The organism is Achromobacter sp. Root565 (assembly GCF_001427425.1).
GTDB lineage: Bacteria > Pseudomonadota > Gammaproteobacteria > Burkholderiales > Burkholderiaceae_B > Achromobacter > Achromobacter spanius_D.
Genome location: NZ_LMGO01000005.1, coordinates 262,518 through 287,229 on the forward strand (window position 1 = coordinate 262,518; position 24,712 = coordinate 287,229).

At 65.2% G+C, this 24,712-nt stretch carries 21 protein-coding genes; 1 reads left to right on the forward strand and 20 read right to left on the reverse strand.

Features of this window, described 5'->3' with window-relative positions; translation table 11 throughout:
- Window positions 1-63: 63 nt before the first annotated feature.
- The 5 genes from ASD71_RS17905 to ASD71_RS17925 form a co-directional block, all read right to left on the reverse strand.
- The gene (locus tag ASD71_RS17905; protein WP_056567620.1) at window positions 64-1,884 is read right to left on the reverse strand and encodes a bifunctional aspartate transaminase/aspartate 4-decarboxylase; all 1,821 of its coding nucleotides are present in this window, start codon (window positions 1,882-1,884) and stop codon (window positions 64-66) included.
- Between the two features lie 107 nt (window positions 1,885-1,991).
- Window positions 1,992-3,683, reverse strand: a complete 1,692-nt coding sequence (gene aspT / locus ASD71_RS17910; protein WP_056567622.1) for an aspartate-alanine antiporter — start codon at window positions 3,681-3,683, stop codon at window positions 1,992-1,994.
- 184 nt (window positions 3,684-3,867) lie between these two features.
- Entirely contained in the window at window positions 3,868-4,797 is a 930-nt protein-coding gene (locus ASD71_RS17915) for an electron transfer flavoprotein subunit alpha/FixB family protein (RefSeq protein ID WP_056567625.1), read from the reverse strand.
- A gap of 2 nt (window positions 4,798-4,799) precedes the next feature.
- Window positions 4,800-5,549 carry an electron transfer flavoprotein subunit beta/FixA family protein gene (locus tag ASD71_RS17920; protein WP_056322273.1) on the reverse strand — a complete coding sequence of 250 codons (750 nt, stop codon included), beginning with the start codon at window positions 5,547-5,549 and terminating at the stop codon, window positions 4,800-4,802.
- Window positions 5,550-5,621: 72 nt separating this feature from the next.
- On the reverse strand, window positions 5,622-6,545 hold the full coding sequence (locus ASD71_RS17925) for a histone deacetylase family protein (RefSeq protein WP_082578987.1): 924 nt from the start codon (window positions 6,543-6,545) through the stop codon (window positions 5,622-5,624).
- Window positions 6,546-6,555: 10 nt separating this feature from the next.
- Here ASD71_RS17925 and mltB point away from each other — a divergent pair, with 10 nt between their 5' ends.
- Window positions 6,556-7,716: a lytic murein transglycosylase B gene (gene mltB, locus ASD71_RS17930; protein WP_056567627.1), complete on the forward strand. Its 1,161-nt coding sequence runs from the start codon at window positions 6,556-6,558 to the stop codon at window positions 7,714-7,716.
- Window positions 7,717-7,844: 128 nt separating this feature from the next.
- Here mltB and cysM read toward each other — a convergent pair whose 3' ends face one another.
- The 15 genes from cysM to gyrA form a co-directional block, all read right to left on the reverse strand.
- Entirely contained in the window at window positions 7,845-8,753 is a 909-nt protein-coding gene (cysM, locus tag ASD71_RS17935; protein WP_056569425.1) for a cysteine synthase CysM, read from the reverse strand.
- A gap of 77 nt (window positions 8,754-8,830) precedes the next feature.
- On the reverse strand, window positions 8,831-9,355 hold the full coding sequence (locus ASD71_RS17940) for a helix-hairpin-helix domain-containing protein (protein ID WP_082578988.1): 525 nt from the start codon (window positions 9,353-9,355) through the stop codon (window positions 8,831-8,833).
- A 185-nt stretch (window positions 9,356-9,540) separates the two neighbouring features.
- A complete protein-coding gene (gene rfaD / locus ASD71_RS17945) occupies window positions 9,541-10,530 on the reverse strand; it encodes an ADP-glyceromanno-heptose 6-epimerase (protein WP_056567633.1) in 990 nt (329 codons plus the stop codon).
- Complete coding sequence (gene rfaE1, locus ASD71_RS17950; RefSeq protein WP_056567635.1) at window positions 10,527-11,468, reverse strand: D-glycero-beta-D-manno-heptose-7-phosphate kinase; 942 nt, start codon at window positions 11,466-11,468, stop codon at window positions 10,527-10,529. The genes rfaD and rfaE1 overlap by 4 nt, the downstream gene beginning before the upstream one ends.
- Window positions 11,465-12,679 (reverse strand): lipopolysaccharide assembly protein LapB, encoded by a 1,215-nt coding sequence (lapB, locus tag ASD71_RS17955; protein WP_056567638.1) that lies wholly within the window; start codon window positions 12,677-12,679, stop codon window positions 11,465-11,467. The genes rfaE1 and lapB overlap by 4 nt, the downstream gene beginning before the upstream one ends.
- Window positions 12,680-12,725: 46 nt before the next feature.
- On the reverse strand, window positions 12,726-13,040 hold the full coding sequence (locus ASD71_RS17960) for a lipopolysaccharide assembly LapA domain-containing protein (protein WP_056567641.1): 315 nt from the start codon (window positions 13,038-13,040) through the stop codon (window positions 12,726-12,728).
- Window positions 13,041-13,250: 210 nt separating this feature from the next.
- A complete protein-coding gene (locus ASD71_RS17965; RefSeq protein ID WP_008164033.1) occupies window positions 13,251-13,613 on the reverse strand; it encodes an integration host factor subunit beta in 363 nt (120 codons plus the stop codon).
- Window positions 13,614-13,616: 3 nt separating this feature from the next.
- Window positions 13,617-15,329, reverse strand: a complete 1,713-nt coding sequence (gene rpsA, locus ASD71_RS17970) for a 30S ribosomal protein S1 (RefSeq protein WP_056569428.1) — start codon at window positions 15,327-15,329, stop codon at window positions 13,617-13,619.
- Window positions 15,330-15,504: 175 nt separating this feature from the next.
- The gene (cmk, locus tag ASD71_RS17975) at window positions 15,505-16,185 is read right to left on the reverse strand and encodes a (d)CMP kinase (protein WP_369818985.1); all 681 of its coding nucleotides are present in this window, start codon (window positions 16,183-16,185) and stop codon (window positions 15,505-15,507) included.
- A gap of 21 nt (window positions 16,186-16,206) precedes the next feature.
- Entirely contained in the window at window positions 16,207-17,529 is a 1,323-nt protein-coding gene (gene aroA / locus ASD71_RS17980; protein ID WP_056567647.1) for a 3-phosphoshikimate 1-carboxyvinyltransferase, read from the reverse strand.
- A 4-nt stretch (window positions 17,530-17,533) separates the two neighbouring features.
- Window positions 17,534-18,436 carry a prephenate dehydrogenase/arogenate dehydrogenase family protein gene (locus ASD71_RS17985; protein WP_056567649.1) on the reverse strand — a complete coding sequence of 301 codons (903 nt, stop codon included), beginning with the start codon at window positions 18,434-18,436 and terminating at the stop codon, window positions 17,534-17,536.
- On the reverse strand, window positions 18,433-19,554 hold the full coding sequence (gene hisC / locus ASD71_RS17990) for a histidinol-phosphate transaminase (RefSeq protein ID WP_056567651.1): 1,122 nt from the start codon (window positions 19,552-19,554) through the stop codon (window positions 18,433-18,435). The genes ASD71_RS17985 and hisC overlap by 4 nt, the downstream gene beginning before the upstream one ends.
- A 10-nt stretch (window positions 19,555-19,564) precedes the next feature.
- Window positions 19,565-20,650, reverse strand: coding sequence for a prephenate dehydratase (gene pheA, locus ASD71_RS17995; RefSeq protein WP_056567654.1), 1,086 nt, complete (start codon window positions 20,648-20,650; stop codon window positions 19,565-19,567).
- Complete coding sequence (serC, locus tag ASD71_RS18000; protein ID WP_056567655.1) at window positions 20,643-21,773, reverse strand: 3-phosphoserine/phosphohydroxythreonine transaminase; 1,131 nt, start codon at window positions 21,771-21,773, stop codon at window positions 20,643-20,645. Before serC ends, pheA begins: the two co-directional genes overlap by 8 nt.
- The gene (gyrA, locus tag ASD71_RS18005; protein WP_056567657.1) at window positions 21,773-24,430 is read right to left on the reverse strand and encodes a DNA gyrase subunit A; all 2,658 of its coding nucleotides are present in this window, start codon (window positions 24,428-24,430) and stop codon (window positions 21,773-21,775) included. The genes serC and gyrA overlap by 1 nt, the downstream gene beginning before the upstream one ends.
- Between the last annotated feature and the right edge of the window lie 282 nt (window positions 24,431-24,712).

A 24,712-nucleotide genomic window follows, 5' to 3' on the forward strand; every position in this document is an offset into this window, starting at 1 on the left:
GGCCTGCGCTGCGGTTGGCCGCGCTGCAGTTGCCTGCTGCACGGTTGCCCGCCGCACAACTTCCTACTTCGCGGTCGCCTTCTTGGCCGACTTGGCTGCCGTGTCCGCTTTCTTTACGGCCTTCTTCACGGCCTTCTTGGCGGCGGTCTTGCCGGCTGCCGCGCGCTTTTTGGCGGCCGATGCCTTGACCGTCTGGCCCTTGCCCGCCGTCGGGCCGGAACGCACCAGCTCGGACGCCTTCCACGCTTCGACGTACTCGGTCGCGGATTCAACCATGTACTTGCCGATCTTGGCGTAGTCCGCATCGTCCAGGTTCGCCAGCGAGATGCGGATCGACCACGCCGGGCCGCCGAAACCGCCGCCATCCATCAGCACCACGCCCGATTTCTCCGCCAGGCGGAACAGGAAGTCCACCGGCTCGTAGTTGTCGATCATGTATTTGCAGAACGCGTCGCCGTACATGATCTTGGCCCAGACCATGAAGTCCAGTTCGACGTAGTACCAGCCGCGCATCGGATCTTCCGGCGGCATCGGGATGCCCAGCCCGCGCCACAACGCGTCGCGCCGGCTGCGCACGATCTGCATCGTCAGGTGCTTGTAGGCGTCCTTCAGGTCCAGCAAGTGCGAAAGCGCAAAAAAACCCATCTGCACCTGCTGCGGCAACGACAACCCTGCCGTGTGGTTCAGCGCCACCTCGCGGCTGTCGGCAACCAGGCGGTCGATGAACTTGAGCTTTTCGGGCTCCATCGTCATGGCGCCGTAACGCTTGTCCAGGCGTTTTTTCCAGGACGCGGGCAGCTCGGCAATGCGCCGGTCCATCGTGTTGTTCTCGTGCGTGGCGATGACGCCCAGACGCCAGCCCGTGCAGCCGAAATTCTTCGAGAACGAGTACACGCAGATGGTGTTCTGCGGCACCTCGGCCATCAGCGACCGGAAGTTCGGCACGAAGGTGCCGTACACGTCATCGGTCACCAGCACCAAATCGGGATTCTTGCGGATGATGCGCACGATCTGCTTCATCTCGGCGGGGCTGAACGCCACCGACGGCGGATTGCTGGGGTTCACCGTAACCGCCAGCTTGATCTTGGGATCCTCCAGCTTGGCGATTTCCGAGGCCGGATAGTGCCAATCGTGCGTGCCGTCGGCGCGCAGGCTGCTGGCGTTGATGCCAACGATCTTGAACTGGAAGCGCTCCAGGTGCGCGATCTCGATGTAGGGCGTGAACGTCGGCAGGAACAACGCGATGGTATCGCCCTGCTTCAAGAGGCCGTTGACCATCAGCGAATCGAAGATGTAGCACATGGCGGCTGTGCCGCCTTCCACCGGGAAGAGGTCGAATTTGCCCTTCGGCGGGCTGCCGTCGCACATTTCCTTGACCAGGTAGTCGTGGATGATCTGCTCGGTGTGCACCAGCGCGCGGGGCGGCACGGGATAGTGGTCGCCGATAATGCTGTCGGTCAGTTCATGGATCCACTCATCCGGATCGAACCCCTTGACCTTGACGCCGTACTCCAGCACCCCGACCAGAAAATCGTAGCCATCTTCGCCCTTGTGTTTGGAAAGAAACTTGCGCAGCCGGTCGGCGCACCCTTTCTTGGCAGGCATGCCCGCCAGAATGCCATCGTCGCGCACCCGGCGCGCCTCCTTCATGGCGAACCGGCCCATCAGGAAAAACGCGTCCCGCGGTTCGGTGGCGATCCAGTTGGGGTTGCCGCGCCCCGCGTTCAACATGGTGGCGGCGGCCGACTGTTGGTTGTCCTTGGCCAGCGTGATCAGGTAGTCCTTCAGTTCGAACGGGGACAGTTGCTCCAGGTCGCGTTGGTGGGAACGAGTGGTCTTCAGGGCCGAGGCCAGGCTGACGGTGACGGGCGCAGTGGAAGCCATTTGTGTACTCCTGGTGTGCGTTTTGACAGGCGCCATGAAGACGGGCGCCGTTATGATTGCCGCGCTTCTCTGTAGCACCCGCAAGCCGGAACTTGCGGGCAGTCCTGCTAAGCCATGAGCATGACGATGACAATGCCCCAGATGATGAGCAGGGTATTGCCGATGGCGTAAGGCACCGTGTAGCCAAGCGCCGGGACCTGGCTCTTGGCCGTCTCGGTGATCTGACCGATCGCTGCGGTGGTGGTCCGCGCCCCCGCGCACACGCCTAATGAGATGGCGGGGTGGAACTTGAAGACGTAGCGGGCAATGAGCACGCCCAGGATCATCGGGATGCTGGTGGCGATGACGCCCGCGATGAAGAGCTTTGCGCCCAGCTGCTGGAAGCCCTGCACGAAGCCCGGTCCCGACACAATGCCCACCACCGCGACGAATGCGGTCAGGCCCACCGATGTCAGGAACCAGTGCACCGGCTCCGGCACGCGCCCGAAGGTCGGATGCACGGACCGCAGGTAGCCGAAGATCAGCCCGGAGATCAGCGCGCCGCCGGATGTCGAGAGCGTGATCGGAATGCCGCCCACCGTCAGCACCAGCGTGCCGAACAAGCCGCCCAGCAGGATGCCGAAGCCCACGAACACCATGTCTGTCTGGTTCGTGGCGCGGTCCACATAGCCCAGCTTGCTGACCACCCGTTCGACGTCGCGCGTCGCGCCGAGGATGAAGAGGCGGTCGCCTCGGTCCAGTTTCAGGCCCCAGTTGACCGGCATCTCGTGGCCGCCGCGCACGACCTTGCGCAGGAACACGCCCCGGCCCAGTTGGCGCACGGTCTCGTTTTCGGCAAGCTCCTTGAGGGTCTTGCCGGCCACATTCTTGTTGGTCAGCACGACTTCGACGATCTCCGCCGGCAGATTGATGACGTCGCGGTCCTCGACCTCGGTGCCGATCAGGCCCGCCGCCTGCAGCACCAGCGCGTCATGGCGGCCCGTCACGCCCAGCACGTCGCCGGCCTGCAGCGCGGTGGTGGAGTCGGCGTCCATGACCTGGTCGCCGCGCCGGATGCGCTCGACAAAGACCCGGGCGTCCACGAACTTCGCTTCCAGTTCGCCCACCGTCTTGCCGACGTATTCCGTGTGGTCCAACCGGTAGGCCCGCGCGGTGAACTTGCGGTAGCCCGACAGCTCCATCGAATCGGCACCGCCGGACATCTTGGCCTCGTACTCCTTGCATTCCTTCACGATGTCCACGCGCATCAGCTTGGGACCGAGGGAAGCAAGCAGCCAGGCGCTGCCGACCGTGCCGAAGATGTAGCAGACCGCGTAGGCGACGGGAATGTTGTCGATCCACTGCTTCTTGGTCGCCGCGTCAACGGACAGGCCGTTGATCGTGTCGGTCGCCACGCCCATGACCGCCGAGATGGTCTGCGCGCCCGACAGCAGCCCCGCGCCGGTCCCGGCATCAAAGCCGAATCCGATGGCGGTCACCCAGGTGACCAGCAGGCAGAGCACGCAGATGATGACGGCAAAAATGACCTGGGGCAGGCCATCGCTTTTCATGCCGCGGAAGAATTGTGGTCCCACGCCGTAGCCAAGACCAAAAAGAAAAAGCAGGAAGAACACCTGCTTCAGAATGGGAGCAATCGAGATATTGAGCTGGCCGACCAGGACGCCCACCAATAATGTCCCGGTCACTGCGCCCAGATTGAATCCGAAGATTTTCTTGGCCCCGATCCAATAACCCAGGCCCAGGGTCAAGAAAATCGCCAGCTCTGGGAACTTACGTAGCGTGTCAAAGAACCATTCCATCACGAATCTCCTTCGTTCTGTACAGGTCAAGCACAATCGCAAACAGTGAGTAGCGCGCGAAGTACCTTATCAGAGTCTTTCCGAAAATCAAAGATTTTCGAATTTTTGAAATATGTGAGCGGTGCTTCTACAAAAAAAAACCGCGGACCCGAAGGCCCGCGGTTTTCATCGAAGCGGCTGTGGCTTACAGCGCGTTCGTCAGCTCGGGAACGACCGTGAACAGGTCGCCCACCAGGCCGTAATCGGCGACACCGAAAATCGGCGCTTCGGCGTCCTTGTTGATCGCGACGATGACCTTCGAATCCTTCATGCCGGCCAAATGCTGGATGGCGCCCGAGATACCGACAGCCACGTACAACTGCGGCGCGACGATCTTGCCGGTCTGGCCAACCTGCCAGTCGTTCGGCGCGTAGCCGGCGTCGACGGCGGCGCGCGAAGCGCCCAGCGCTGCGCCCAGCTTGTCGGCCAGCGGATCCAGGATCTTGAAGTTCTCGGCGCTGCCCAGACCGCGGCCGCCCGACACCACGACACGCGCGCCGGCCAGTTCGGGACGATCGCTCTTGGCGACTTCGCGGCCCACGAACGTGGACAGGCCCGAATCGGCCACGGCGGCAGCGTCTTCGACCGAGGCGGAACCGCCTTGGGCGGCGACGGCGTCAAAGCCGGTCGTGCGCACGGTGATGACCTTGACGGCGTCGGCCGATTGCACGGTGGCAATGGCGTTGCCGGCGTAGATCGGGCGCTGGAACGTATCGGCGGATTCGACACCGATGATGTCGGAGATCTGGGCCACGTCCAGCTTGGCCGCGACGCGCGGGGCCACGTTCTTGCCCGAGGCGGTGGCCGGGAACAGGATGTGGCTGTAGTTCGAGGCCACGGCCAGCACCTGCGCCGCGACGTTTTCGGCCAGGCCGTCCGCCAGATGCGGCGCATCGGCCAGCAGCACCTTTGCCACGCCGGCGGCCTGAGCGGCCTGGTCGGCCACGGCGCGCGCGTTGGCGCCAGCGACCAGCACGTGCACGTCGCCTCCGATCTTGGCGGCGGCGGCGATGGCGTTCAGGGTTGCGCCCTTGAGTTGGGCGTTATCGTGTTCGGCAATAACCAGCGTCGTCATGATCAGACCACCTTCGCTTCGTTCTTGAGTTTGTCCACCAGCGCCGCGACATCGGCAACCTTGATGCCGGCCTTGCGGGCGGGCGGCTCGCTGACCTTCAGCGTCTTCAGGCGGGGCGCGGGATCAACGCCCAGATCTTGCGGCGTGACGGTGTCCAACTGCTTTTTCTTGGCCTTCATGATGTTCGGCAGCGTGACGTAGCGCGGCTCGTTCAGGCGCAGGTCGGTGGTCACGATGGCGGGCAGCTTGAGCGACAGGGTTTCCAGGCCGCCGTCGACTTCGCGCGTCACGGTGACCTTGCCGTCGGCCAGTTCGACCTTGCTGGCGAACGTGGCTTGCGGCCAGTCAAGCAGCGCGGCGAGCATCTGGCCGGTTTGATTGGCGTCGTCGTCGATGGCCTGCTTGCCCAGGATCACGAGCTGGGGCTGTTCCTTGTCGACCAGCGCCTTGAGCAGCTTGGCGACGGCCAGCGGTTGCAGCTCGGCATCGGTCTGGACCAGCACGCCGCGATCGGCGCCGATGGCCATGGCGGTGCGCAGTGTCTCCTGGCATTGCGCAACGCCGCAAGAAACCGCCACGACTTCAGCGACCGCGCCCTTTTCCTTCAGGCGGGTGGCTTCCTCGACGGCGATTTCGTCAAAGGGGTTCATGGACATCTTCACATTGGCGATATCCACGCCGGTCTGATCAGACTTGACGCGCACCTTGACGTTGTAGTCAACGACGCGCTTGACAGGTACCAACACCTTCATCCCGCTGCCTCCAATTGGAAAATAATGACCCGGCTTTGCGCCGGGATCGCATTGCACAATTTTTTCCTGATTCTACAGCTTCGCCAGCGCCCGTATGTGCGCGACCACGCTGCGGCCCAAGGCCGACGAGTTGTAACCGCCTTCCAGCGTGCTCACGATCCGGCCCTCACAGTGGCGGTCAGCCACACCAACGAGCTGTTCGGTGATCCAGGCATAGTCCGATTCGACCAGTCCCATCTGCCCCATGTCGTCCTCGCGGTGGGCGTCAAAGCCCGCCGACACGAGGATCAGTTCCGGGCGGTGCGCCTCCAGCCGCGGCAGCCACGTGTCCGTGACGATGGTCCGGACCGCGGCGCCTGCCGTGTAGGCGGGCACGGGCACATTCAACATGTTCGCGGCCGGGTGATCCGCGCCGCTGTTGGGGAAGAACGGATGCTGAAAGAAGCTGCACATCAGCACCCGATCGTCGCCGGCGAAGACGTCTTCCGTGCCGTTGCCGTGATGGACGTCGAAATCGACGATCGCCACGCGCGTCAGGCCATGGAAGTCCAGGGCGTGCCGCGCCGCGATGGCGACGTTATTGAAGAAGCAGAATCCCATCGCCTGCGAACGGCAGGCGTGATGCCCCGGGGGACGCACGGAGCAGAAGGCCGTGCGCGCCTCGCCGCCCAGCACGGCATCGACAGCTGCCACACCCGCGCCCGCCGCATGCAACGCGGCCTCGTAGGTGTGCGGATTCATGAGGGTGTCGGGATCGATAGGGTAATACCCTTGGTCCGGCGTATGTTTCTGCAAACTGTCCAGATACTGGACAGTGTGCACGCGCAAGAGGTCATGGCGCGACGCCTGCGGCGCCTGCCGGTCATCCAGATAGGGCATCAAACCGCTTGCGAGCAACTGATCGGAGATGGCATCCAGCCTCTGTGGGCTTTCCGGATGCCAGCTTCCCATTTCATGCAAGCGGCATGCCGGGTGGGTAAGATACATGGTCTCCATAAGGAAGATTATGTTCATCTGTCGGCGAATACTGCAACTCGGCGCGCTTTCCGCCCTGCTGGCGGGGTGCTCCACCACCACTCCCACCGCAGCCCCCTCCTCCACGCTTGCTCCCCAAACCGCCCAAGCTTCAGGGACCGCACCCATCCGCATCGGGCCCAGCACGCCGACGCTTGGCCCCGACCTCGCGGACGACGCACCCGCCACGCTGACGCCGTCGGGCGCGCTGCGCCCCGAGGTCCGCACCTTCGTGGAAAACCTGGCCGCCGAACGGCAACTGCCGCTGGCGCCGATGGTGTCCGCACTGGAAAGCTCGCGCTACAACGCCACGGTGGCGCGGCTGATTGCCCCCTCCCCGCCGGGCAAGAAGGTCTGGCGCAGCTGGCTGACCTACCGGTCGCGCTTCGTCGAGCCCAAGCGCATCGCCTGGGGCGTCGAGTTCTACAACGAAAACCGCGACCTCCTGAACCAGGCCGCGCAACGGTTCGGCGTGCCCGCGCCCATCATTGCCTCCATCATCGGCGTCGAAACGCTATATGGCCGCAACATGGGCAACTTCCGCGTCCTGGACGCGCTGGCCACGCTGGCCTTTGACTACCCCGATCCCGCCAAGCCCGAGCGCGCCACCATGTTCCGCACCCAGTTGGCGGACTTCCTGACGCTGGTCATGAACGACAAGCTCGAGCTGGAAACGCAGGGTTCCTACGCCGGCGCCATCGGCATGCCGCAGTTCATGCCGACCAGCGTGATGCACTACGCCGTGGACGGCGACGGCAATGGTCATATCGACCTGACCAACAACACCCAGGACGCGATCATGTCCGTGGGCAGCTTCCTGGCGCAGCACGGCTGGCAGCGCGGCCTGCCGGTGTTCGCGCCGGTGGTGCTGCCCGCCGACCCCACCGCCCTGGTGGACGGCGGCTTGGAGCCCAAGCAAAGCTGGACGACGCTATCGGCGGCGGGCTCGCAGCTCAAGCCTGGCGCGACCGGCGACGGCTGGAGCACCCAGCCGCTAGGCGTGGTGGATCTGGTCGAGGAAATGCGCGGCACGGCGCAGTACCGCGTGGGCACGCCCAACTTCTTTGCGCTGACCAAGTACAACCGCAGCTATTTCTATGCGACGTCGGTGGCGGATCTGGCGACGGAGATCGAGGCCCGCGTGGCGCGCTGAGCGCCCTCCTGCGGACACCCTCACGCCAAAAACCAAACGCCCTGGCGGGTTCAACCGCCAGGGCGTTTTTCATTTGGGTGCAATATCGGCCGGACCGGCCGGGCAGTCCCGCTTTTCAGCCACGCGTATCAGTTGAAAACGCCTGTCGACAGGTAGCGATCGCCGCGGTCGCACACAATGAACACGATGGTCGCATCGTTGACGCGCTCGGCAACCCGCAGGGCCGCGACCAGAGCGCCGGCGGACGAGATCCCGCCGAAGATGCCTTCCTCGGCGGCCAGGCGCCGCGCCATGACTTCGGCCTCGGACTGCTGGATGGATTCGTAGGCATCCACGCGGCTGCGGTCGAAGATCTTGGGCAGGTAGGCCTCGGGCCACTTGCGGATGCCTGGAATCTGCGACCCTTCGGCCGGCTGCGCGCCCACCACCTGCACGGCGGGGTTGCGCGACTTGAGATAGGTCGACACGCCCATGATCGTACCCGTGGTGCCCATCGCGCTGACGAAGTGCGTGATGCGTCCCTCCGTCTGATTCCAGAGTTCCGGGCCCGTGGTTTCAATGTGCGCGCGCGGATTGTCGGGATTGGCGAACTGGTCCAGCACCACGCCCCGGCCGTCGGCCTGCATCTCGGTAGCCAGGTCGCGGGCGTATTCCATGCCACCCTTGTCGGCCGGCGTCAGGATCAGTTCCGCGCCATAGGCCGCCATGGCTGCGCGCCGTTCGACGGACAGGTTGTCGGGCATGATCAGAATCATGCGGTAGCCCTTCATGGCGGCCGCCATGGCCAGCGCAATGCCGGTGTTGCCGCTGGTGGCCTCGATGAGGGTGTCGCCCGGCTTGATGTCGCCGCGCTCTTCCGCGCGCTGGATCATCGACAAGGCGGGGCGATCCTTCACGGATCCCGCCGGGTTGTTGCCTTCCAGCTTGGCCAGAATGACATTGCCGCGCGCGTCGCCCGCCGCCCCAGGAATGCGCTGCAGGCGCACCAGGGGCGTGTTGCCGACGGTCTGCTCGATAGTGGGGTAGGTAGTAGTCATGCGGTCGATCATAACTCCGCCCGGCGCCGCGCGGCCCCAAAGGCCGCGCACGCGCCATGGGCTCCCTGGTGGCGGGCTCAGGGCTTGGCGCGCGCCGGCACCGGGGTGCCGGTGGATGGCCTCGCCGAATTGGCCGTAGGCGCCTTGCCCGGCGCCGGCCGGCCGGCAGCCGCCGCGCCTGCCCCCCCGGCGGCTGCCGTCGGCCTGGCCGCCGCGCCCGCCGCCCCTGCCGCGCCGATGGTCAGCCCCGCCGCCTGCAACGCCTGGGCCTTTTTCTGGCCGATGCCGCGCACGCGCTCGGTCAGATCGTCGAGCGACTCAAAACCGCCGCCGCGCTCGCGTTCGCGCACGATGATTTCGGCGGTGCGCGGGCCGATGCCCCGCACGCCTTCAAGCTGGGCCGCGGTGGCCTGGTTGATGTCGACCGCGTGGGCGGGCGGCGCCGCCACGCCCAGGCCGGCGGACAGCAGCAAGGCGCCAAGCGCTCGCCGCAGGGTTCGGTGGCCCTCGCGCGGGCATGCGGGCACGACAGCCGGACGCGCGCGGCGCCACGGCGCCTGCGGCAGGTTCCGGGCTACGGTGGATTGGACGAAGGGATTCATGCGGCTCTCCTGACGGTTCCGGACGCGACGGTTGCCGCGCCCAGTTCCCATCATCGGAGCCGGCGCGCCCCTGCGCCCGGCCTGTGAACCAAAACATCCACCCCGGCAACTACGGGGCCAACCATGCGGAGAAAAAAAACCACCGCATTGCGGTGGCTTTCCTGGTCGCGTTGCATGCGGGACAGTTACTTCCGGGCGCGCCAGTAGCGCACGTATTCGGCCACGCCCGTCTGCACGTCGCGCATCGGCGCGGCAAAACCGGCTGCCCGAAGCTGCGTGACATCCGCCTGCGTGTAGCTCTGGTAGCGGCCCTTGAGGTCGTCCGGGAACGGAATGTAGCGGATCAGGTCCAGTTCGGCCAACTGGGCCAGCGTCAGTTCGGCCTCGCCCCGCTCGGCGCGCAGCGTGTTCACCACGGCAGCCGCCACGTCGTTGAACGGCTGCGCCTTGCCGGTGCCGCAATTGAAAATGCCGGATTGCTCGGGGTGATCCAGGAAATGCAGATTCACCGCCACCACGTCCTCGACAGAGATGAAGTCGCGGCTCTGGCCGCCGTCCACGTAGCCGTCCCAGCCCGCAAAGAGGCGCACGTGCCCGTGCTCGAGGAACTGGTTCATGTTGTGGAAGGCCACCGAGGCCATGCGGCCCTTGTGCTGCTCGTGCGGGCCGTACACATTGAAGTACCGCAGACCAACGACCTGCGCCGTCAGGCTGTCCATGCGCTTGCGCAGCACCTGGTCGAACAGCAGCTTGGAATAGCCGTAGACGTTCAGCGGGCCTTCGTTGTCGGGATGCTCGACGTAGGTCGTCGAGCCGCCGTACACAGCCGCGGAGGACGCATACAGGAACGGCACGCGGCGCGCCTGGCAGAACTCGAAGAGTTCAAGCGTGACGCGGTAGTTGTTGTCCAGCATGTAGCGGCCGTTGCGCTCAGTCGTGTCCGAGCACGCGCCCTGATGCAGCACCGCGCGGATTTCGGGCAGGCTGCCGTCCGCGACGCGGCGGCGGAAGTCGTCCTTGTCCATGTAGTCGGCGATCTTGCAGTCGACCAGATTGACGAATTTGTCGCCCTCGGTCAGGTCATCGACGGCAATGATGTCTTCGATGCCGCGGCGGTTGAGCCCGCGAACCAGGTTGCTGCCAATGAAGCCCGCGGCTCCGGTAACGACGATCATGAGGATTCTCCTGCCAATTCCGCGGCGGTGACGACGGACGTGCCCAGCTTGCCCACGGCAATGCCGCCGGCCTTGTTGGCCCAGCCCATGGCCTCGGCCCACGGCAGGCCGATGGCGCGCGTGACCGCCAGCGTGGCCAGCACGGTGTCGCCCGCGCCGGACACGTCGAACACTTCGTGCGCCTGCGCGTCGGTGTGATCGCGTCCCGCATCGGAAAACAAAGTCATGCCCTGCTCGGACCGCGTCACGAGCAAGGCTTCCAGGTCCAGATCGGCGCGCAGACGCTGCGCGCGATCGGTCAATTCGGCTTCGGAGGTCCAGCGGCCGACTGCCTGCTGCATTTCCGAGCGATTGGGCGTGACCAGCGTCGCGCCGCGATAGCGCGAATAGTCGTCGCCCTTGGGGTCCACCAGCACCGGGATGCCCGCATTGCGCGCCAGCGCAATCAGCGACTCGACCCGCGTCAGCACCCCTTTGGCATAGTCCGACAGCACGACGATGTCGTGGTTGGCCATGTGGCGCGCCAGGGCCGCGTCCACAGCGTCCAGCGATGCCTGCGAGGGATGCTGTTCGAAATCCACGCGCAGCAGCTGCTGCTGGCGGCCCAGCACGCGCATCTTCAGGGTGGTGTGCAGTTCGTTGTCGGCAATCAGGTCGCCCTGGATGCCGGCCTCGGTGGCCAGGCGCCGGACGCTGTCGCCGGCTTCGTCCTGGCCCAGCACGCCGACCAGCGTCACATGGCCGCCCAGGGCCGCGACGTTGCGCGCCACGTTGGCGGCGCCGCCCAGGCGGTCTTCGCGTCGCGCGACCCGCACGACCGGAACCGGCGCTTCGGGCGAGATACGTTCGACTTCACCGAACCAGTAGCGGTCCAGCATGACGTCGCCAACCACGAGCACGCGGCTACGCGAAATGGCTTCGGCGGGAAAAGAGTTCATTCAAGTTCTTCCAGACGGCGCGGCGCATAGGTTTCCCAGGCGTTGCAGCCGGGACATTGCCAGTAAAAGCGACGCGCTTGAAAACCGCAATTGCGGCATGCATAGCGATCGAGCCGTTGCGTGTGCTTGTGGATCAGGCTGCGCAACAGGGTCAGATCGGCGCCCGGCACCGGACCGTGATCGCCATCGCTGTCGCCGTTGGCGAGCTCGGCCTCCAGCAGGCGATCCAGGCCCAGCAGCGAAGGATGGCTGCGCAGCGCGCCGCGGGCAAAGGCCCACGCGGTCGCAGCGCCCTGCTGCACGCGCAATTCCCGGAACACTACATTGAAGAGGTCCAGGGACGCATGGCGGCCATACTGCTTTTGCAGGAAATCCAGGCCCGCGGCCGCCTGATTGGCATTGCGGTAGTTAGCCAGCAACTGCTCGCCCACCAGCCCGGCATATTCGGATGCGTCGGTCATGACGGATTCCAGATACAGCCGTTCGCGCTTCGGATCCTGTTCGATCAGCGCCAGGCGCGCGCGCAGCATGGCGGTGCGCACCTTGGCGCCCTTGCTGGAGGCAGCCTCGGTGGTCGACAGCGCGTGATCCGCCGCGTCCAGCGCCTTGTGCGCGGCCTCGACGTCGGCGGGCTTGGCCGCGAGCGCGGTCTGGGCCTGTTCGCAGTAGTAATGCACGATTTGCGGAACGGGCTCGTCGATCAGGCCCTGCAGGGTCTTCACGGCCTCGATCGCACGCGGCCAATCGTGTTCGGATTCATAAATGCGGATCAGCGAGCGCAGCGCGGGCAAGGCGTAGCGCGTGTCCTTGAGCTGTTCGAAACCGCTTTCGGCGCGGTCCAGCATCCCTGCCTTCAGGAAGTCCTGCGCCAGCTCGTGCTGCGCGTGTTCGCGTTCGGCCTGCGGCAGGTCGGAACGGTTCAAGAGGCTTTGGTGCACGCGAATGGCGCGCTCCATTTCGCCGCGCCGGCGAAAGAGGCTGCCCAAGGCAAAGTGCAGCTCCGTGGTTTCCGGGTCCAGCTTGGCGACTTCGACGAAAGCGTCGATGGCGCGGTCAGGCTCTTCGTTGAGCAGGAAGTTCAGTCCGCGGAAATACGAGTCTGGCAGGCTGCGGGTTTCGCGCAGCATCTGCCGGATATCGAAACGCGCGGCCAGCCAGCCCAGCGCGAACAGCACCGGGACGAATATCAACCACCAAGGTTCAAAATCCACTATTCGGACTCACGCGGTAATTCGGTGCAAAAAAAGCGGCGCGATGTCACAGCGGCGACATCGGAGCGACGGCTTCGGGGGGCACGACAGGCGTGGTGCCGTTGGCGGCGGCCTGGATGCGATCCAGTTCGCGGCGCAGGCGGATGGCCTCGCGGCGGCGGCGCAGCGCGGCAGGCACGGTCAGCAGCAGGCCGAACAGCGCGCCAAGCACGAACACGACCAGCATGACGACGATCAGCGGGACATCCTGGACGACGTAGTCAGCGTAGAACTTCACGGCGACGGGGTCGGTGTTCTTCAAGGCGAACATCAACACCGCAACAAAGACGAGCAATCGCAGGGCCCAGACGAGATAGCGCATGGCGCATGCTCCAGATGATTCGAGACCGTCAATTGTAAGCGACGTCTTCATGACGAGAGAAAAAAAAGCCCCAGGCCGGAGCTTGGCCGGCTAACCCGAAGGCGGGGCGATCGCACAGAACCGGCGCCACAAAAACAAAGCCCCTTGATTTCTCAAGGGGCTTTGTTCGCGGTCCGATCTGCCCGAAGGCAGCCCTGCCTGGCCGACGCGTCAGTGCATGGCGTGCAAACCTGCCATGGAAGACGGCATCGACTCGCTCGATCCGGAGGATTGAGCGTCCTCGTCATTGCCGCCGACCAGGTCCACCCGTTCACGCAATTCCTTGCCCGCCTTGAAGTGCGGCACCTGTTTGCCAGGCACCAGCACCTGCTCGCCGGATTTGGGATTGCGACCGACACGGGGTGACCGTTGCGACAACGAAAAGCTGCCAAAACCGCGGATCTCGATGCGCTGACCCGAGGCCAGGGCCTGAGTCATTGCATCCAGCACGGTCTTGACCGCGTAATCGGTGTCGCGGGCGGCCAGCTGAGGATAGCGGGCCGCCAAGGCGGCGATCAGCTCCGACTTGGTCACGAATTAACCGTCGTTGCGCTGTTGGTCCAGCTTGGCCTTCAGCAGCGCGCCGAGGTTGGTGGTGCCGGACGAAGCGCTGGCATCAGACATGCGCTGGATCGTGTCGGCGGTTTCGGCGTTGTCACGGGCCTTGATCGACAGCTGGATCGAACGCGTCTTGCGGTCGATGTTGACGATCATGGCTTCGATGTTTTCGCCGGCGTTCAGCACGGTGGTGGCATCTTCGACGCGGCCCGAGGAGATCTCGGAAGCGCGCAGGTAGCCTTCAACGTCCACGGACAGCGTGACAACAGCGCCCTTGGCTTCGACGGACTTGATGGTGCCCGGAACAACGGCGCCCTTGTCAAACGTGGCGACGAAGTTGTTGAAGGGGTCGCCTTCCAGCTGCTTGATGCCCAGCGAGATGCGCTCCTTGTCGGTGTCGATGCCCAGAACCACGGCTTCGATTTCGTCACCCTTCTTGAAGTTGCGCACGGCTTCTTCACCAGCTTCCGCCCACGACAGGTCGGACAGGTGAACCAGGCCGTCGATGCCGCCGGGCAGGCCGACGAACACGCCGAAGTCGGTGATCGACTTGATGGCGCCGCGGACCTTGTCACCACGCTTGAAGTTCGTGGCGAACTCTTCCCACGGGTTCTGGCGGCACTGCTTCATGCCCAGCGAAATACGACGACGGTCTTCGTCGATTTCCAGGACCATGACTTCGACTTCTTCGCCCAGGGTCACAACCTTGCGCGGGTCGACGTTCTTGTTGGTCCAGTCCATTTCGGACACGTGGACCAGGCCTTCGATACCGGCTTCGACTTCAACAAACGCGCCGTAGTCGGTCAGGTTCGTGACCTTGCCGAACAGGCGGGTGCCTTGCGGGTAGCGGCGAGCCAGGCCCACCCACGGATCTTCGCCAAGCTGCTTGACGCCCAGGGAGACGCGGCTCTTTTCCTGGTCGAACTTGAGAACCTTGGCTTCGACTTCCTGACCCACTTGCAGGACTTCGGAGGGGTGACGCACACGGCGCCAGGCCATGTCGGTGATGTGCAGCAGGCCATCGATGCCGCCCAGGTCGACGAACGCGCCGTAGTCGGTGATGTTCTTGACCACGCCCTTGACCACGGCACCTTCGTGCAGGGTTTCGAGCAGCTTTTGACGCTCTTCGCCCATGCTGGCTTCCAGCACTTGGCGACGCGACAGCACAACGTTGTTGCGCTTGCGGTCGAGCTTGATGACCTTGAATTCGAGGGTCTTGCCTTCGTACGGGGTGGTGTCCTTGACCGGACGCAGGTCCACCAGCGAACCCGGCAGGAACGCGCGGATGCCGTTGGTCATGACGGTCAGGCCGCCCTTCACCTTGCCGGTGATGGTGCCGGTAACCAGTTCGCCGTTCTCCAGGGCCTTTTCCAGTTGCAGCCAGGCCGACAGGCGCTTGGCGCGGTCACGCGACAGGATGGTGTCGCCGTAGCCGTTTTCCAGGGAATCGATGGCCACCGAGACGAAATCGCCAGGTTGCACTTCGAGCTCGCCCTGGTCGTTCAGGAACTCTTCCAGGGGGATCAGCGCTTCGGACTTCAGGCCGGCGTTGACGACGACGAAATTGTGGTCGACGCGCACGACTTCGGCGCTGATGACCTCGCCGGACTTCATGTCCTGGCTCTTGAGGCTTTGTGCGAAAAGGTCGGCGAAGCTTTCGCCGCCGGTGGCGGTAGTGGAAACGGAAGACATGGGGTTGAAATCCATTGGGCCGAAATGGCCGTTAAGAACACACCGCAGCGGATTGCCCGCCACAGTGGAGTCAAAATACCTGCCGGCTGGCTGACCCTTGCGGGGTGGCCCGTGGGGGAGTCGCCTGGCTTGAGCAGGGCCTAATCAAAAAACTGCTTTAAAACTGCCTGGAGCTTCACTGGTTGGCGTTCTGCCAGAAATCCAGTATTGCCTGCACCGTTTCTGCGATCGTCAGATTGGACGAATCCAGCACGTGTGCATCTGCTGCGGGGGCCAGCGGCGCAGTGGCGCGCCCGGTGTCGCGCGCGTCACGCTCGCGCATATCCCGCAAAAGGTCGTCTAGATTAGCAGAAATTCCCTTTTCGATCAACTGCTTACGCCGCCTCTCCGCCCGGGCGACAACGTCGGCGACCAGGAACACTTTCAGGGACGCGTCCGGGAACACGACGGTGCCCATGTCGCGGCCGTCCGCGACCAGGCCGGGCGGCAGCCGGAAGGCGCGCTGGCGCTCCAGCAAGGCCTGCCGAACGCCAGGGAAAGCCGCCACGCGGGACGCGAAATTGCCCACTTCCTCGCGGCGGATGTCATGACCGGCATCCGCGCCCTCAAGGTAGACATGGGGGCCGTCAAAACGCACATCCAGCGTCTCGGCCACGCGCGCCACGGCGGGCTCGTCCTCGGCGGCAACGCCGCGGTTGATGGCGGCCAGCGCGGTCAGCCGGTACAGCGCGCCGCTGTCCAGCACCGCCCAGCCCAGCGCCTTGGCGACGCGATGGGCAACGGTGCCCTTGCCGGACGCGGTGGGGCCGTCGATCGTGATGACCGGGGCCAGGGAAGCGGAGGTTGAAGCTGTCAAAGTCATGGATGCCATGCAGCGCTAGGCCGAAACCAGGCCGGCGTAGACGTCAAAGTAACCCGGGAACGTCTTGCTGACACATCCGGGATCAAGAATGCGGACCGCCGCCGGGCCGAATGCCGCCAGCGAAAAGCACATCGCCATGCGGTGGTCGTCCCAGGTGCCGATATGCGCATCGCGCCAGGCATCCTGCGCCGGCGGCGTCACGCGCAGCCAATCGGGGCCGGACTCGACCTGCGCGCCCAGCTTTTCCAGCTCGGTCTGCATGGCATGAATGCGGTCCGTTTCCTTGACGCGCCAGCTGCCGATGTTGCGCAGCCGGCAAGGGCCGTCGGCATACAGGGCCAGGGCCGCAGCCGTCATCGCGGCGTCGGGGATCAGGTTGAAATCGGTGTCGAAGGCGCGGAGAAGCTCGCCGTCCGCAACCTGCACGCCCGACACTTCGATCCAATCCGGACCATAGGTGACCTTGGCGCCCATGTCGGCCAGGGTGCTGGCGAACCCCACGTCGCCCTGGATGCTGTCGGCGCCGACGCCGGTCACGCGCACGGGGCCGCCGCCAATGGCGCCCAGCGCGAGGAAATACGACGCCGTCGATGCATCCCCTTCCACCGCGATCTGCCCCGGGCTGCGATAAGCCGCGCCAGCGTCCACAACGAAACGGCTCCAGCCATCCCGCTGCACCAGCACGCCAAAGCGCGCCATCAGGTTGAGCGTGATCTCGATGTAGGGCTTGGAAATCAGCTCGCCCGCGACCTCGATGGTGACGGGCTTGCCGCTGCGCGCGGCCTGCAGCGGCGCGGCCAGCAGCAAGGCGGTCAGGAACTGGCTGGACACCGAACCCTGCACGCGGGTCACGGCGTTTTCAGCGATGTCGCCGCGGCCGATATGCAGCGGCGGATAGCCCGGCTGGCCCAGATAGTCGACGCGTGCGCCCAGCGCGTTCAAGGCGTCGACCAGATCGCCGATGGGGCGCTCGTGCATGCGCGGCACGCCCGACAGCCGGTAGTCGCCGCCCATGAGCGCCAGCGCCGCCGTCAACGGGCGGATCGCGGTGCCCGCATTGCCCATGAAGAGGTCGGCGCTTTCCACCGGGAAGCGGCGCACGCCCTGCACCGTGACACGCCCTGCTTCCAGGTCGGTCACCTGCACGCCCAACTGGCGCAACGCGGCCAGCATCACGCGGGTGTCATCGGAGTCCAGCAGGCCGGTGATGACCGTCGTGCCTTCGGCAATGGCCGACAGCAGCAGCACGCGGTTGGAAATGCTCTTGGATCCGGGCAAGGCCATCGTGCCTTGCGCGCGCCGCACGCGCGGCAGATCGAGGTAAGGCAAAGCGCCCATTCAGCTACTCCTTGCGCCAGCCGCGGCGCGCACGCGCCGCCGTGTCCAGCAACGTCAGCAAAGCCTCGCCGTCGCCATCGGCGATGGCGCGTTCGGCACGGTCCAGCACGCCGCGCACGGCGGCCACTTCGGCCAGCATCGCGTCGCGGTTGGACAGAAAGATGTCGCGCCACATCTCGGGCGATCCGGCGGCGATCCGGGTGAAGTCGCGAAACCCGCTGCCCGCCAGTTCCAGCCGAGTCGGGGCGTCGGCGGCCGTGGCCACCTGTTCCATATACACCGACGACAGCAGGTGCGGAAGATGGCTGACCGATGCAAGCACGCGATCGTGCGCGGCGGCGTCCATGTCGATGACGTCAGCGCCGCAGGCTTGCCAGGCCCGGCGCACAAGCGCCAAGGCTGCTGCCCCGTTTTCAGGCACGGGCGTGAGGATGACCGTGCGTCCGCGGTAGAGGCCCGCATCCGCGGCCTCCGGCCCGGTGCGCTCGGCGCCCGCGATGGGATGGCCCGGCACAAACTGGCCAATGCGATCGCCCAGCGCAGCGCGCGCCGCTTCGACCACTTCGGCCTTCGTGCTGCCGCCGTCGGTCAGCACGGCGCCCGGCGAGAGGTGCGGCCGCATCTGCGACAGCACGTTCGTCAGGCCGCCGACCGGCGTGGCCAGCATGATGAGGTCCGCCTGGGCCGCCGCGGCTTCGGCCGTCACAGCCTCGTCGATGAGGCCCAGCGTGACGGCGCGTTCCAGCGACTGCGTATTACGCCCGACGCCCAGCACCTTGCCCACCTGCCCTGCCTGCCGCAAGGCTGCCGCAAATGAACCGCCGATCAAACCGACGCCAACCACGGCCAATACAGGAATCAGGGGGCCCGCGGCCCCCTGATCGGAAGAAGGTAACGCGTCGTTCATGCGGTCAGGATGGCGGTCAGGGCGTCGATGAATCGGGCGTTTTCGTGGGGCAGCCCGATGGACACGCGCAGCCACTCCGGCAGGCCGTCGCCCGCGACGGGACGCACGATGACGCCGCGCTTGAGGAGTTCAAGATTGATGCGCGGCGCGTCGCCCACGTGAACCAGCACGAAGTTGCCGTAGCTGGGCACGTAACGCAGATTCAGCTTATCGAACGCAGCGCAGAGCTGGGCCTTGCCCGCCTTGTTGGAGGCGTAGGCTTCTTCCAGGTAGGCAGCGTCGCCCAGCGCGGCGATGGCCGCGGCCTGGGCCAGCGTGTTGACGTTGAACGGCTGGCGCACGCGGTTGAGCAGGTCGGTCAGGCCGGGCTGCGCAACCGAGAAGCCCACGCGCAGACCCGCCAGGCCGTACGCCTTGGAGAACGTGCGCGACACGATCAGGTTCGGATAACGGCGCGCCAGCGCGGTGCTGTCGAAGCGGAATTCCGGGTCCAGGTATTCGTTGTAGGCCTCGTCCAGCACGACCGTGACGCGGTCGCCGTGCGCGGCATGCACGCGTTCCAGGAACTCGGCGATCTTCTCGCCCGGCACGAAGGTGCCGGTGGGATTGTTCGGGTTGGCGATGAACACCAGACGCGTGTCGTCGGCGATCGCGTCGAACATTGCATCCAGGTCGTGGCCGTGGTCGACGGCCGGCACCACGATATGGCGCGCGCCGCGCGCCTGCGTGGCCAGGCGGTAGACCGCAAACGAGTGCTGCGCGTACACCGCCGAAGCGCCCGGCTCCAGCAGCGCCAGCGCGGCGATTTCCAGGATGTCGTTCGAGCCGTTGCCCAACGTGATCCAGCTCATCGGCACGCCATAGCGTTCGGCAAGCGCCGCCTTCAGGTCAAAACCATTGGGGTCCGGATAGCGCGCCAGCGATTCGGCGGCGGCCAGCATGGCCGCGCGTGCCGACTTGGGCATGCCCAAGGGATTTTCGTTGGAGGCCAGCTTGACGATGGTTGCCGGATCCAGCCCGAACTCGCGGGCCAGTTCTTCGATCGGCTTGCCAGCCTGGTACGGGGCGATGGCGCTGACGTGCGCGGGGGCAACGAGGGGCTTGGATGCGTGGGTCATGATGAGGGAGTCACTGCGCCGGGTACGAGCCCAGCACTTTGAGGTAGGCAACCTGCGCCTGCAAGGCCGCCAGGGCGCGCTCGACATTTGGGTCGTTCCGATGACCCAGGACGTCGACGTAGAAATAGTATTCCCACTGGCCGGTGCGCGCGGGGCGCGACTCGAAACGCGTCATCGACACGCCGTTCGCGGCCAGAGGCGCCAGCATTTCATAGACGGCGCCCGCGCGGTTCGGCACCGCGAGAATCAGGCTGGTCTTGTCCTTGCCGCTAACCAGCGGCTCGATGTTGCCGATCGCCAGGAAGCGGGTGCGGTTGTGCGGGTCGTCCTGGATGCCGGCGGCGACGATCTGCAGGTTCCAGGCGGGCGCGGCCACTTCGCCGGCAATGGCGGCAATGCTCGCATCCGACGCGGCAGCGCGCGCCGCCTCGGAATTGCTGGCCGCGGCCACGCGTTCGACGTCGGGATAGTTGCGCGTCAACCAGCCCTGGCACTGGGCCAGCGCCTGCGGGTGCGCGGAAATGGTCTTGATGCCGTCCATGCCGCCCGATTGCGACATCAGGCAATGACGAATGACGAGCGAACGCTCGCCCAGAATCTTGACCGGGGTGTTCAACAGCAGGTCCAGGCTGCGGTTGACGGCGCCTTCGGTGGAGTTCTCCACTGGCACCATGCCCACGTCTGCCTGGCCGGCCTCGACGGCCCGGAACACCTCGTCGAACGAGGCGCAAGGCAGCTTCTGGACCGCATGGCCAAAATGCTCCAGCGCGGCCTGTTCCGAGAACGAACCCTGCGGCCCCAGGAATGCGACCGTCATGCCGCGTTCCAAGCCCCGGCAGGCGGAGATGATTTCGGTCCAGACCGACGCCACGCCGGCGTTCGGAAACGGACCAGGATTGATCTGCTGCAGGCGGCGGATGACCTCGGCCTCGCGCTCGGGGCGAAGCACCGGGCCATCGGCGTGCGCGGCATGCTTGGCCTCGCCCACTTCCAGCGCGGCGCGCGCGCGCTGCGAAAGAAGATCAAGGATCTGCGCATCGAGGTCATCGATGCGCTTGCGCAGGGGAAGCAGCTTGCGCTGCAGCTCGTCATCCATGGCGGCGCTCAAATTCCTTCAGGTACTCGACCAGCGCCGTCACCCCTTCGAGCGGCAGCGCGTTGTAGATGGAGGCGCGCATGCCGCCCACGCTCTTGTGGCCCTTCAACTGCGTGAGGCCCGCTGCCTCGGCGCCCTTCAGGAAGGCGTCGTTGAGCGACTCGTCATGCAGCACGAACGGCACGTTCATGCGCGAACGCACGGGTGCGTGGATGGGGTTGCGGTAGAAACCAGTGCTGTCCAGGTAGCCGTACAGCAGATCGGCCTTGGCCTTGTTGGCCGCTTCCATGCCGGCCACGCCGCCGTTGGCCTTGACCCACTTGAACACCAGCCCCGCGATGTAGATCGCAAAGGTGGGCGGGGTGTTGTAGCGCGAGTGTTCGGCCGCCACGTTGGCGTAATCAAACGCCGAGGGGCAGATCGGCAAGGCTTGCCCAATCAGGTCGCGGCGCGCGATGACCATGGTGACACCGGCCGGGCCGGCGTTCTTCTGCGCGCCGGCGTACATCATGCCGCAGCGCGACACGTCCATCGGGCGCGACAGGAAATGCGACGAGGCATCGATGACCAGCGGCACGTCGGGCGCGCCGAGATCGGCGGTGTCAGGCCAGTCCAGAAACTCGACGCCGCCGATGGTTTCGTTGCTGCACAGGTGCAGGTAGGCCGATTCCTTGCGCACCTGCCAGGTGTTGGCGGGCGGCACCCAGGTCAGCGGCCCCTGCTCGCGGCCGTCGAGCTGGGTGGCGTGGTCGGAGCTGGCCGCGATGTGCGTGCTGCCATAGCGGCCGGCTTCCTTGTACGAACGCTTGGACCAATGGCCCGTCACGACGAAATCCGCGGCTGGCGCGCCGCGGCGTCCCATGAGATTCATGGGGACGATGGCGTTTTCCCCGGAACCGCCGCCTTGCATGAACATGACGGCGTAGTCCGCCGGCAGGCCCAGCAGGTCGCGCAGATCGGATTCTGCTTCATCGCAGATCTGCACGAAATGCTTGCCGCGATGGCTCATTTCCATCACGGACATGCCGCTGCCGTGCCAGTCCAGCATTTCTGCAGCGGCTTGCTGCAGCACCACCTCGGGCAAGACCGAGGGGCCAGCCGAGAAGTTCCAGGGGCGGGCCATTATTGCTCCGTAGGTTCCGTCGAATCTGCTGCGTCGCTGCTGTCGTCGCCACCGGTCTGGCCGTCTTCGTCCAGTTCGCCGTCATCGTCCGCATCGCTTTCGACGACACGGCGCACGCCGGACAGCGTGCTGCCGTCGTCGACGTTGATCAGCGTGACGCCCTGCGTCGCGCGGCCCATTTCGCGGATTTCCGCGACGCGGGTGCGCACCAGAACGCCGCCGGTGGTGATGAGCATGATTTCATCGGTAGGCGTGACCAGCACCGCGCCCACCACCTTGCCGTTGCGCGAAGTGGTCTGGATGGCGATCATGCCCTTCGTGCCGCGGCCGTGGCGCGTGTACTCCGCGATCGGCGTGCGCTTGCCGTAGCCATTTTCCGTGGCGGTCAGCACCGTCTGCGTCTCGTCGCCGGCGACCAGCAGCGCGATGACCGTCTGCGTGTCCTCGAGCATCATGCCGCGCACGCCGCGGGCGTTGCGGCCCATCGGGCGCACGTCGTTTTCGTCGAAGCGCACGGCCTTGCCTGCGTCCGAGAACAGCATGACATCGTGCTTGCCGTCGGTGAGATCAGCGCCGATCAGGTAGTCGCCATCGTCGAGGTCGACGGCGATGATGCCGGCCTTGCGCGGGTTGGAGAAGTCGGACAGCGGGGTCTTCTTGACCGTGCCGCGCGAGGTCGCCATGAAGACGAAGTGGTCTTCGCTGAATTCCTTGACCGGCAGCACCACCGTGATCTTCTCGCCGTCGGCCAGCGGGAACATGTTGACGATGGGCTTGCCGCGCGAATTGCGCGTGCCCTGCGGCACTTCCCAGACCTTCAGCCAGTACACGCGGCCGCGGTTCGAGAAGCACAGCAGGAAGTCGTGCGTGTTGGCAATGAAGAGCTGGTCGATCCAGTCGTTTTCCTTCATGGCCGTCGCCTGCTTGCCGCGTCCGCCACGCTTTTGCGAGCGGTATTCGGACAGCGGCTGGCTCTTGATGTAGCCGCCGTGCGACAACGTCACGACCATGTCGGTCGGCGTGATCAGGTCTTCGGTATCGAGTTCCGTCGCGTTCAGTTCGATTTCCGAACGGCGCGAATCCTTGGCGCCAGTCGAGAACTCGGCCTTGATGGCCTGCAGCTCTTCACTGATGATGGACGTGATGCGCTCGGGACGGGCCAGGATGTCGAGCAGGTCGGCGATCGTGGACATGATGTCCTTGTACTCGCCGACGATCTTGTCCTGCTCCAGCCCGGTCAGGCGTTGCAGGCGCATGTTCAGGATTTCCTGAGCCTGCGTATCGCTCAGGCGATACATGCCGTCGCCCTGAAGACCGAACTCGACGCCCAGGTCGTCCGGGCGGAAGGCCGCGCGGCCGCCAGGCGTGTCGCCATCGGCGCGCGACAGCATTTCGCGCACCAGCGACGAGTCCCAGGACTTCGCCATCAATTCCTGACGGGCGACTGGCGGAGTCGGGGCCGCCTTGATGATCGCAATGAAATCGTCGATGTTGGCCAGCGCCACCGCCAGGCCTTCCAGCACGTGGCCGCGCTCGCGGGCCTTGCGCAACTGGAACACCGTGCGGCGCGTGACCACTTCCCGGCGATGCTGCAGGAAGTAGTCGATCATCTGCTTCAGGTTGAGCAGGCGGGGCTGGCCGTCGACCAGCGCCACCAGGTTCATCCCGAAGGTGTCCTGCAGCTGGGTGTTCTTGTAGAGGTTGTTCAGCACGACCTCAGGCACTTCACCGCGCTTGAGCTCGATGACAAGGCGCATGCCGTCCTTGTCCGACTCGTCGCGGATGTCCGAGATGCCTTCGATCTTCTTGTCGTTGACCAGCTCCGCAATGCGTTCCTGCAGCGTCTTCTTGTTGACCTGGTAGGGAATCGCGTCGATCACGATCGCCTGGCGATTGCCCTTCTCCATGTCTTCGAAGTGCGTCTTGGCGCGCATGATGACGCGGCCGCGACCCGTGCGATAGCCTTCCCGCACGCCGGACATGCCGTAGATGATGCCGCCCGTGGGGAAGTCCGGCGCCGGGATGAGCTCGATCAGCTCATCGACCGTGCACGCCGGATTGCGCAGGCAGTACAGGCAGCCGTCGACCACTTCCTGGAGGTTGTGCGGCGGAATGTTGGTAGCCATGCCCACCGCGATGCCGGAGCTGCCGTTGACCAGCAGGTTGGGCAGGCGCGACGGCAGCAGCAGCGGTTCCTGCTCGCTGCCGTCGTAGTTGGGCCCGAAATCGACGGTTTCCTGGTCGATGTCGGCCAAAAGCTCGTGGGCGATCTTGGCCAGGCGGATTTCGGTGTAACGCATCGCCGCGGCGTTATCGCCGTCGATGGAACCGAAGTTGCCCTGGCCGTCGACCAGCATATAGCGCATGGAGAAATCCTGCGCCATGCGGACAATGGTGTCGTAAACGGACTGGTCGCCGTGGGGGTGGTACTTACCGATGACGTCCCCGACGATACGCGCCGACTTCTTATAGGCGCGATTCCAATCGTTGTTCAGCTCGTGCATCGCGTAGAGCACGCGCCGGTGGACGGGCTTCAAGCCGTCCCGCACATCCGGTAGCGCCCGACCAACGATCACGCTCATCGCGTAATCGAGGTAACTGCGGCGCATCTCTTCTTCCAGCGATACCGGAAGCGTCTCCTTGGCAAAGGAATCCATATATATAACGACAGAACCGTGTAAGGAGGAACCCGAGCCGGGTAAACAGGAAATTCTATCATTCGATTGAGGGACCGGTCCGATGGGCCGCCCCAAGGCTCCGCAAGCGGGCAGCAACGGATCGACCAGAAACGCCGCCCGACCACGCCCATCCGCGCCCTGCAGCCCTGTTGTCAAAAACCAACATGGGAAACGGCAGGAGTGCCGAAAACGTCATATCCAGCATTAATGCGCCTGTCCAGGGAAGCCAAAGGCCCCCAAATGCCTTAAGATTGTTTCCAG

Coding starts and splice junctions, on each gene's coding strand:
- ASD71_RS17905 (WP_056567620.1), bottom strand. CDS start 1,884: ATGGCTTCCACTGCGCCCGTCACCGTCAGCCTGGCCTCGGCCCTGAAG.
- aspT (WP_056567622.1), bottom strand. CDS start 3,683: ATGGAATGGTTCTTTGACACGCTACGTAAGTTCCCAGAGCTGGCGATT.
- ASD71_RS17915 (WP_056567625.1), bottom strand. CDS start 4,797: ATGACGACGCTGGTTATTGCCGAACACGATAACGCCCAACTCAAGGGC.
- ASD71_RS17920 (WP_056322273.1), bottom strand. CDS start 5,549: ATGAAGGTGTTGGTACCTGTCAAGCGCGTCGTTGACTACAACGTCAAG.
- ASD71_RS17925 (WP_082578987.1), bottom strand. CDS start 6,545: ATGGAGACCATGTATCTTACCCACCCGGCATGCCGCTTGCATGAAATG.
- mltB (WP_056567627.1), top strand. CDS start 6,556: ATGTTCATCTGTCGGCGAATACTGCAACTCGGCGCGCTTTCCGCCCTG.
- cysM (WP_056569425.1), bottom strand. CDS start 8,753: ATGACTACTACCTACCCCACTATCGAGCAGACCGTCGGCAACACGCCC.
- ASD71_RS17940 (WP_082578988.1), bottom strand. CDS start 9,355: ATGAATCCCTTCGTCCAATCCACCGTAGCCCGGAACCTGCCGCAGGCG.
- rfaD (WP_056567633.1), bottom strand. CDS start 10,530: ATGATCGTCGTTACCGGAGCCGCGGGCTTCATTGGCAGCAACCTGGTT.
- rfaE1 (WP_056567635.1), bottom strand. CDS start 11,468: ATGAACTCTTTTCCCGCCGAAGCCATTTCGCGTAGCCGCGTGCTCGTG.
- ASD71_RS17960 (WP_056567641.1), bottom strand. CDS start 13,040: ATGCGCTATCTCGTCTGGGCCCTGCGATTGCTCGTCTTTGTTGCGGTG.
- rpsA (WP_056569428.1), bottom strand. CDS start 15,329: ATGTCTTCCGTTTCCACTACCGCCACCGGCGGCGAAAGCTTCGCCGAC.
- aroA (WP_056567647.1), bottom strand. CDS start 17,529: ATGGGCGCTTTGCCTTACCTCGATCTGCCGCGCGTGCGGCGCGCGCAA.
- ASD71_RS17985 (WP_056567649.1), bottom strand. CDS start 18,436: ATGAACGACGCGTTACCTTCTTCCGATCAGGGGGCCGCGGGCCCCCTG.
- hisC (WP_056567651.1), bottom strand. CDS start 19,554: ATGACCCACGCATCCAAGCCCCTCGTTGCCCCCGCGCACGTCAGCGCC.
- pheA (WP_056567654.1), bottom strand. CDS start 20,650: ATGGATGACGAGCTGCAGCGCAAGCTGCTTCCCCTGCGCAAGCGCATC.
- serC (WP_056567655.1), bottom strand. CDS start 21,773: ATGGCCCGCCCCTGGAACTTCTCGGCTGGCCCCTCGGTCTTGCCCGAG.
- gyrA (WP_056567657.1), bottom strand. CDS start 24,430: ATGGATTCCTTTGCCAAGGAGACGCTTCCGGTATCGCTGGAAGAAGAG.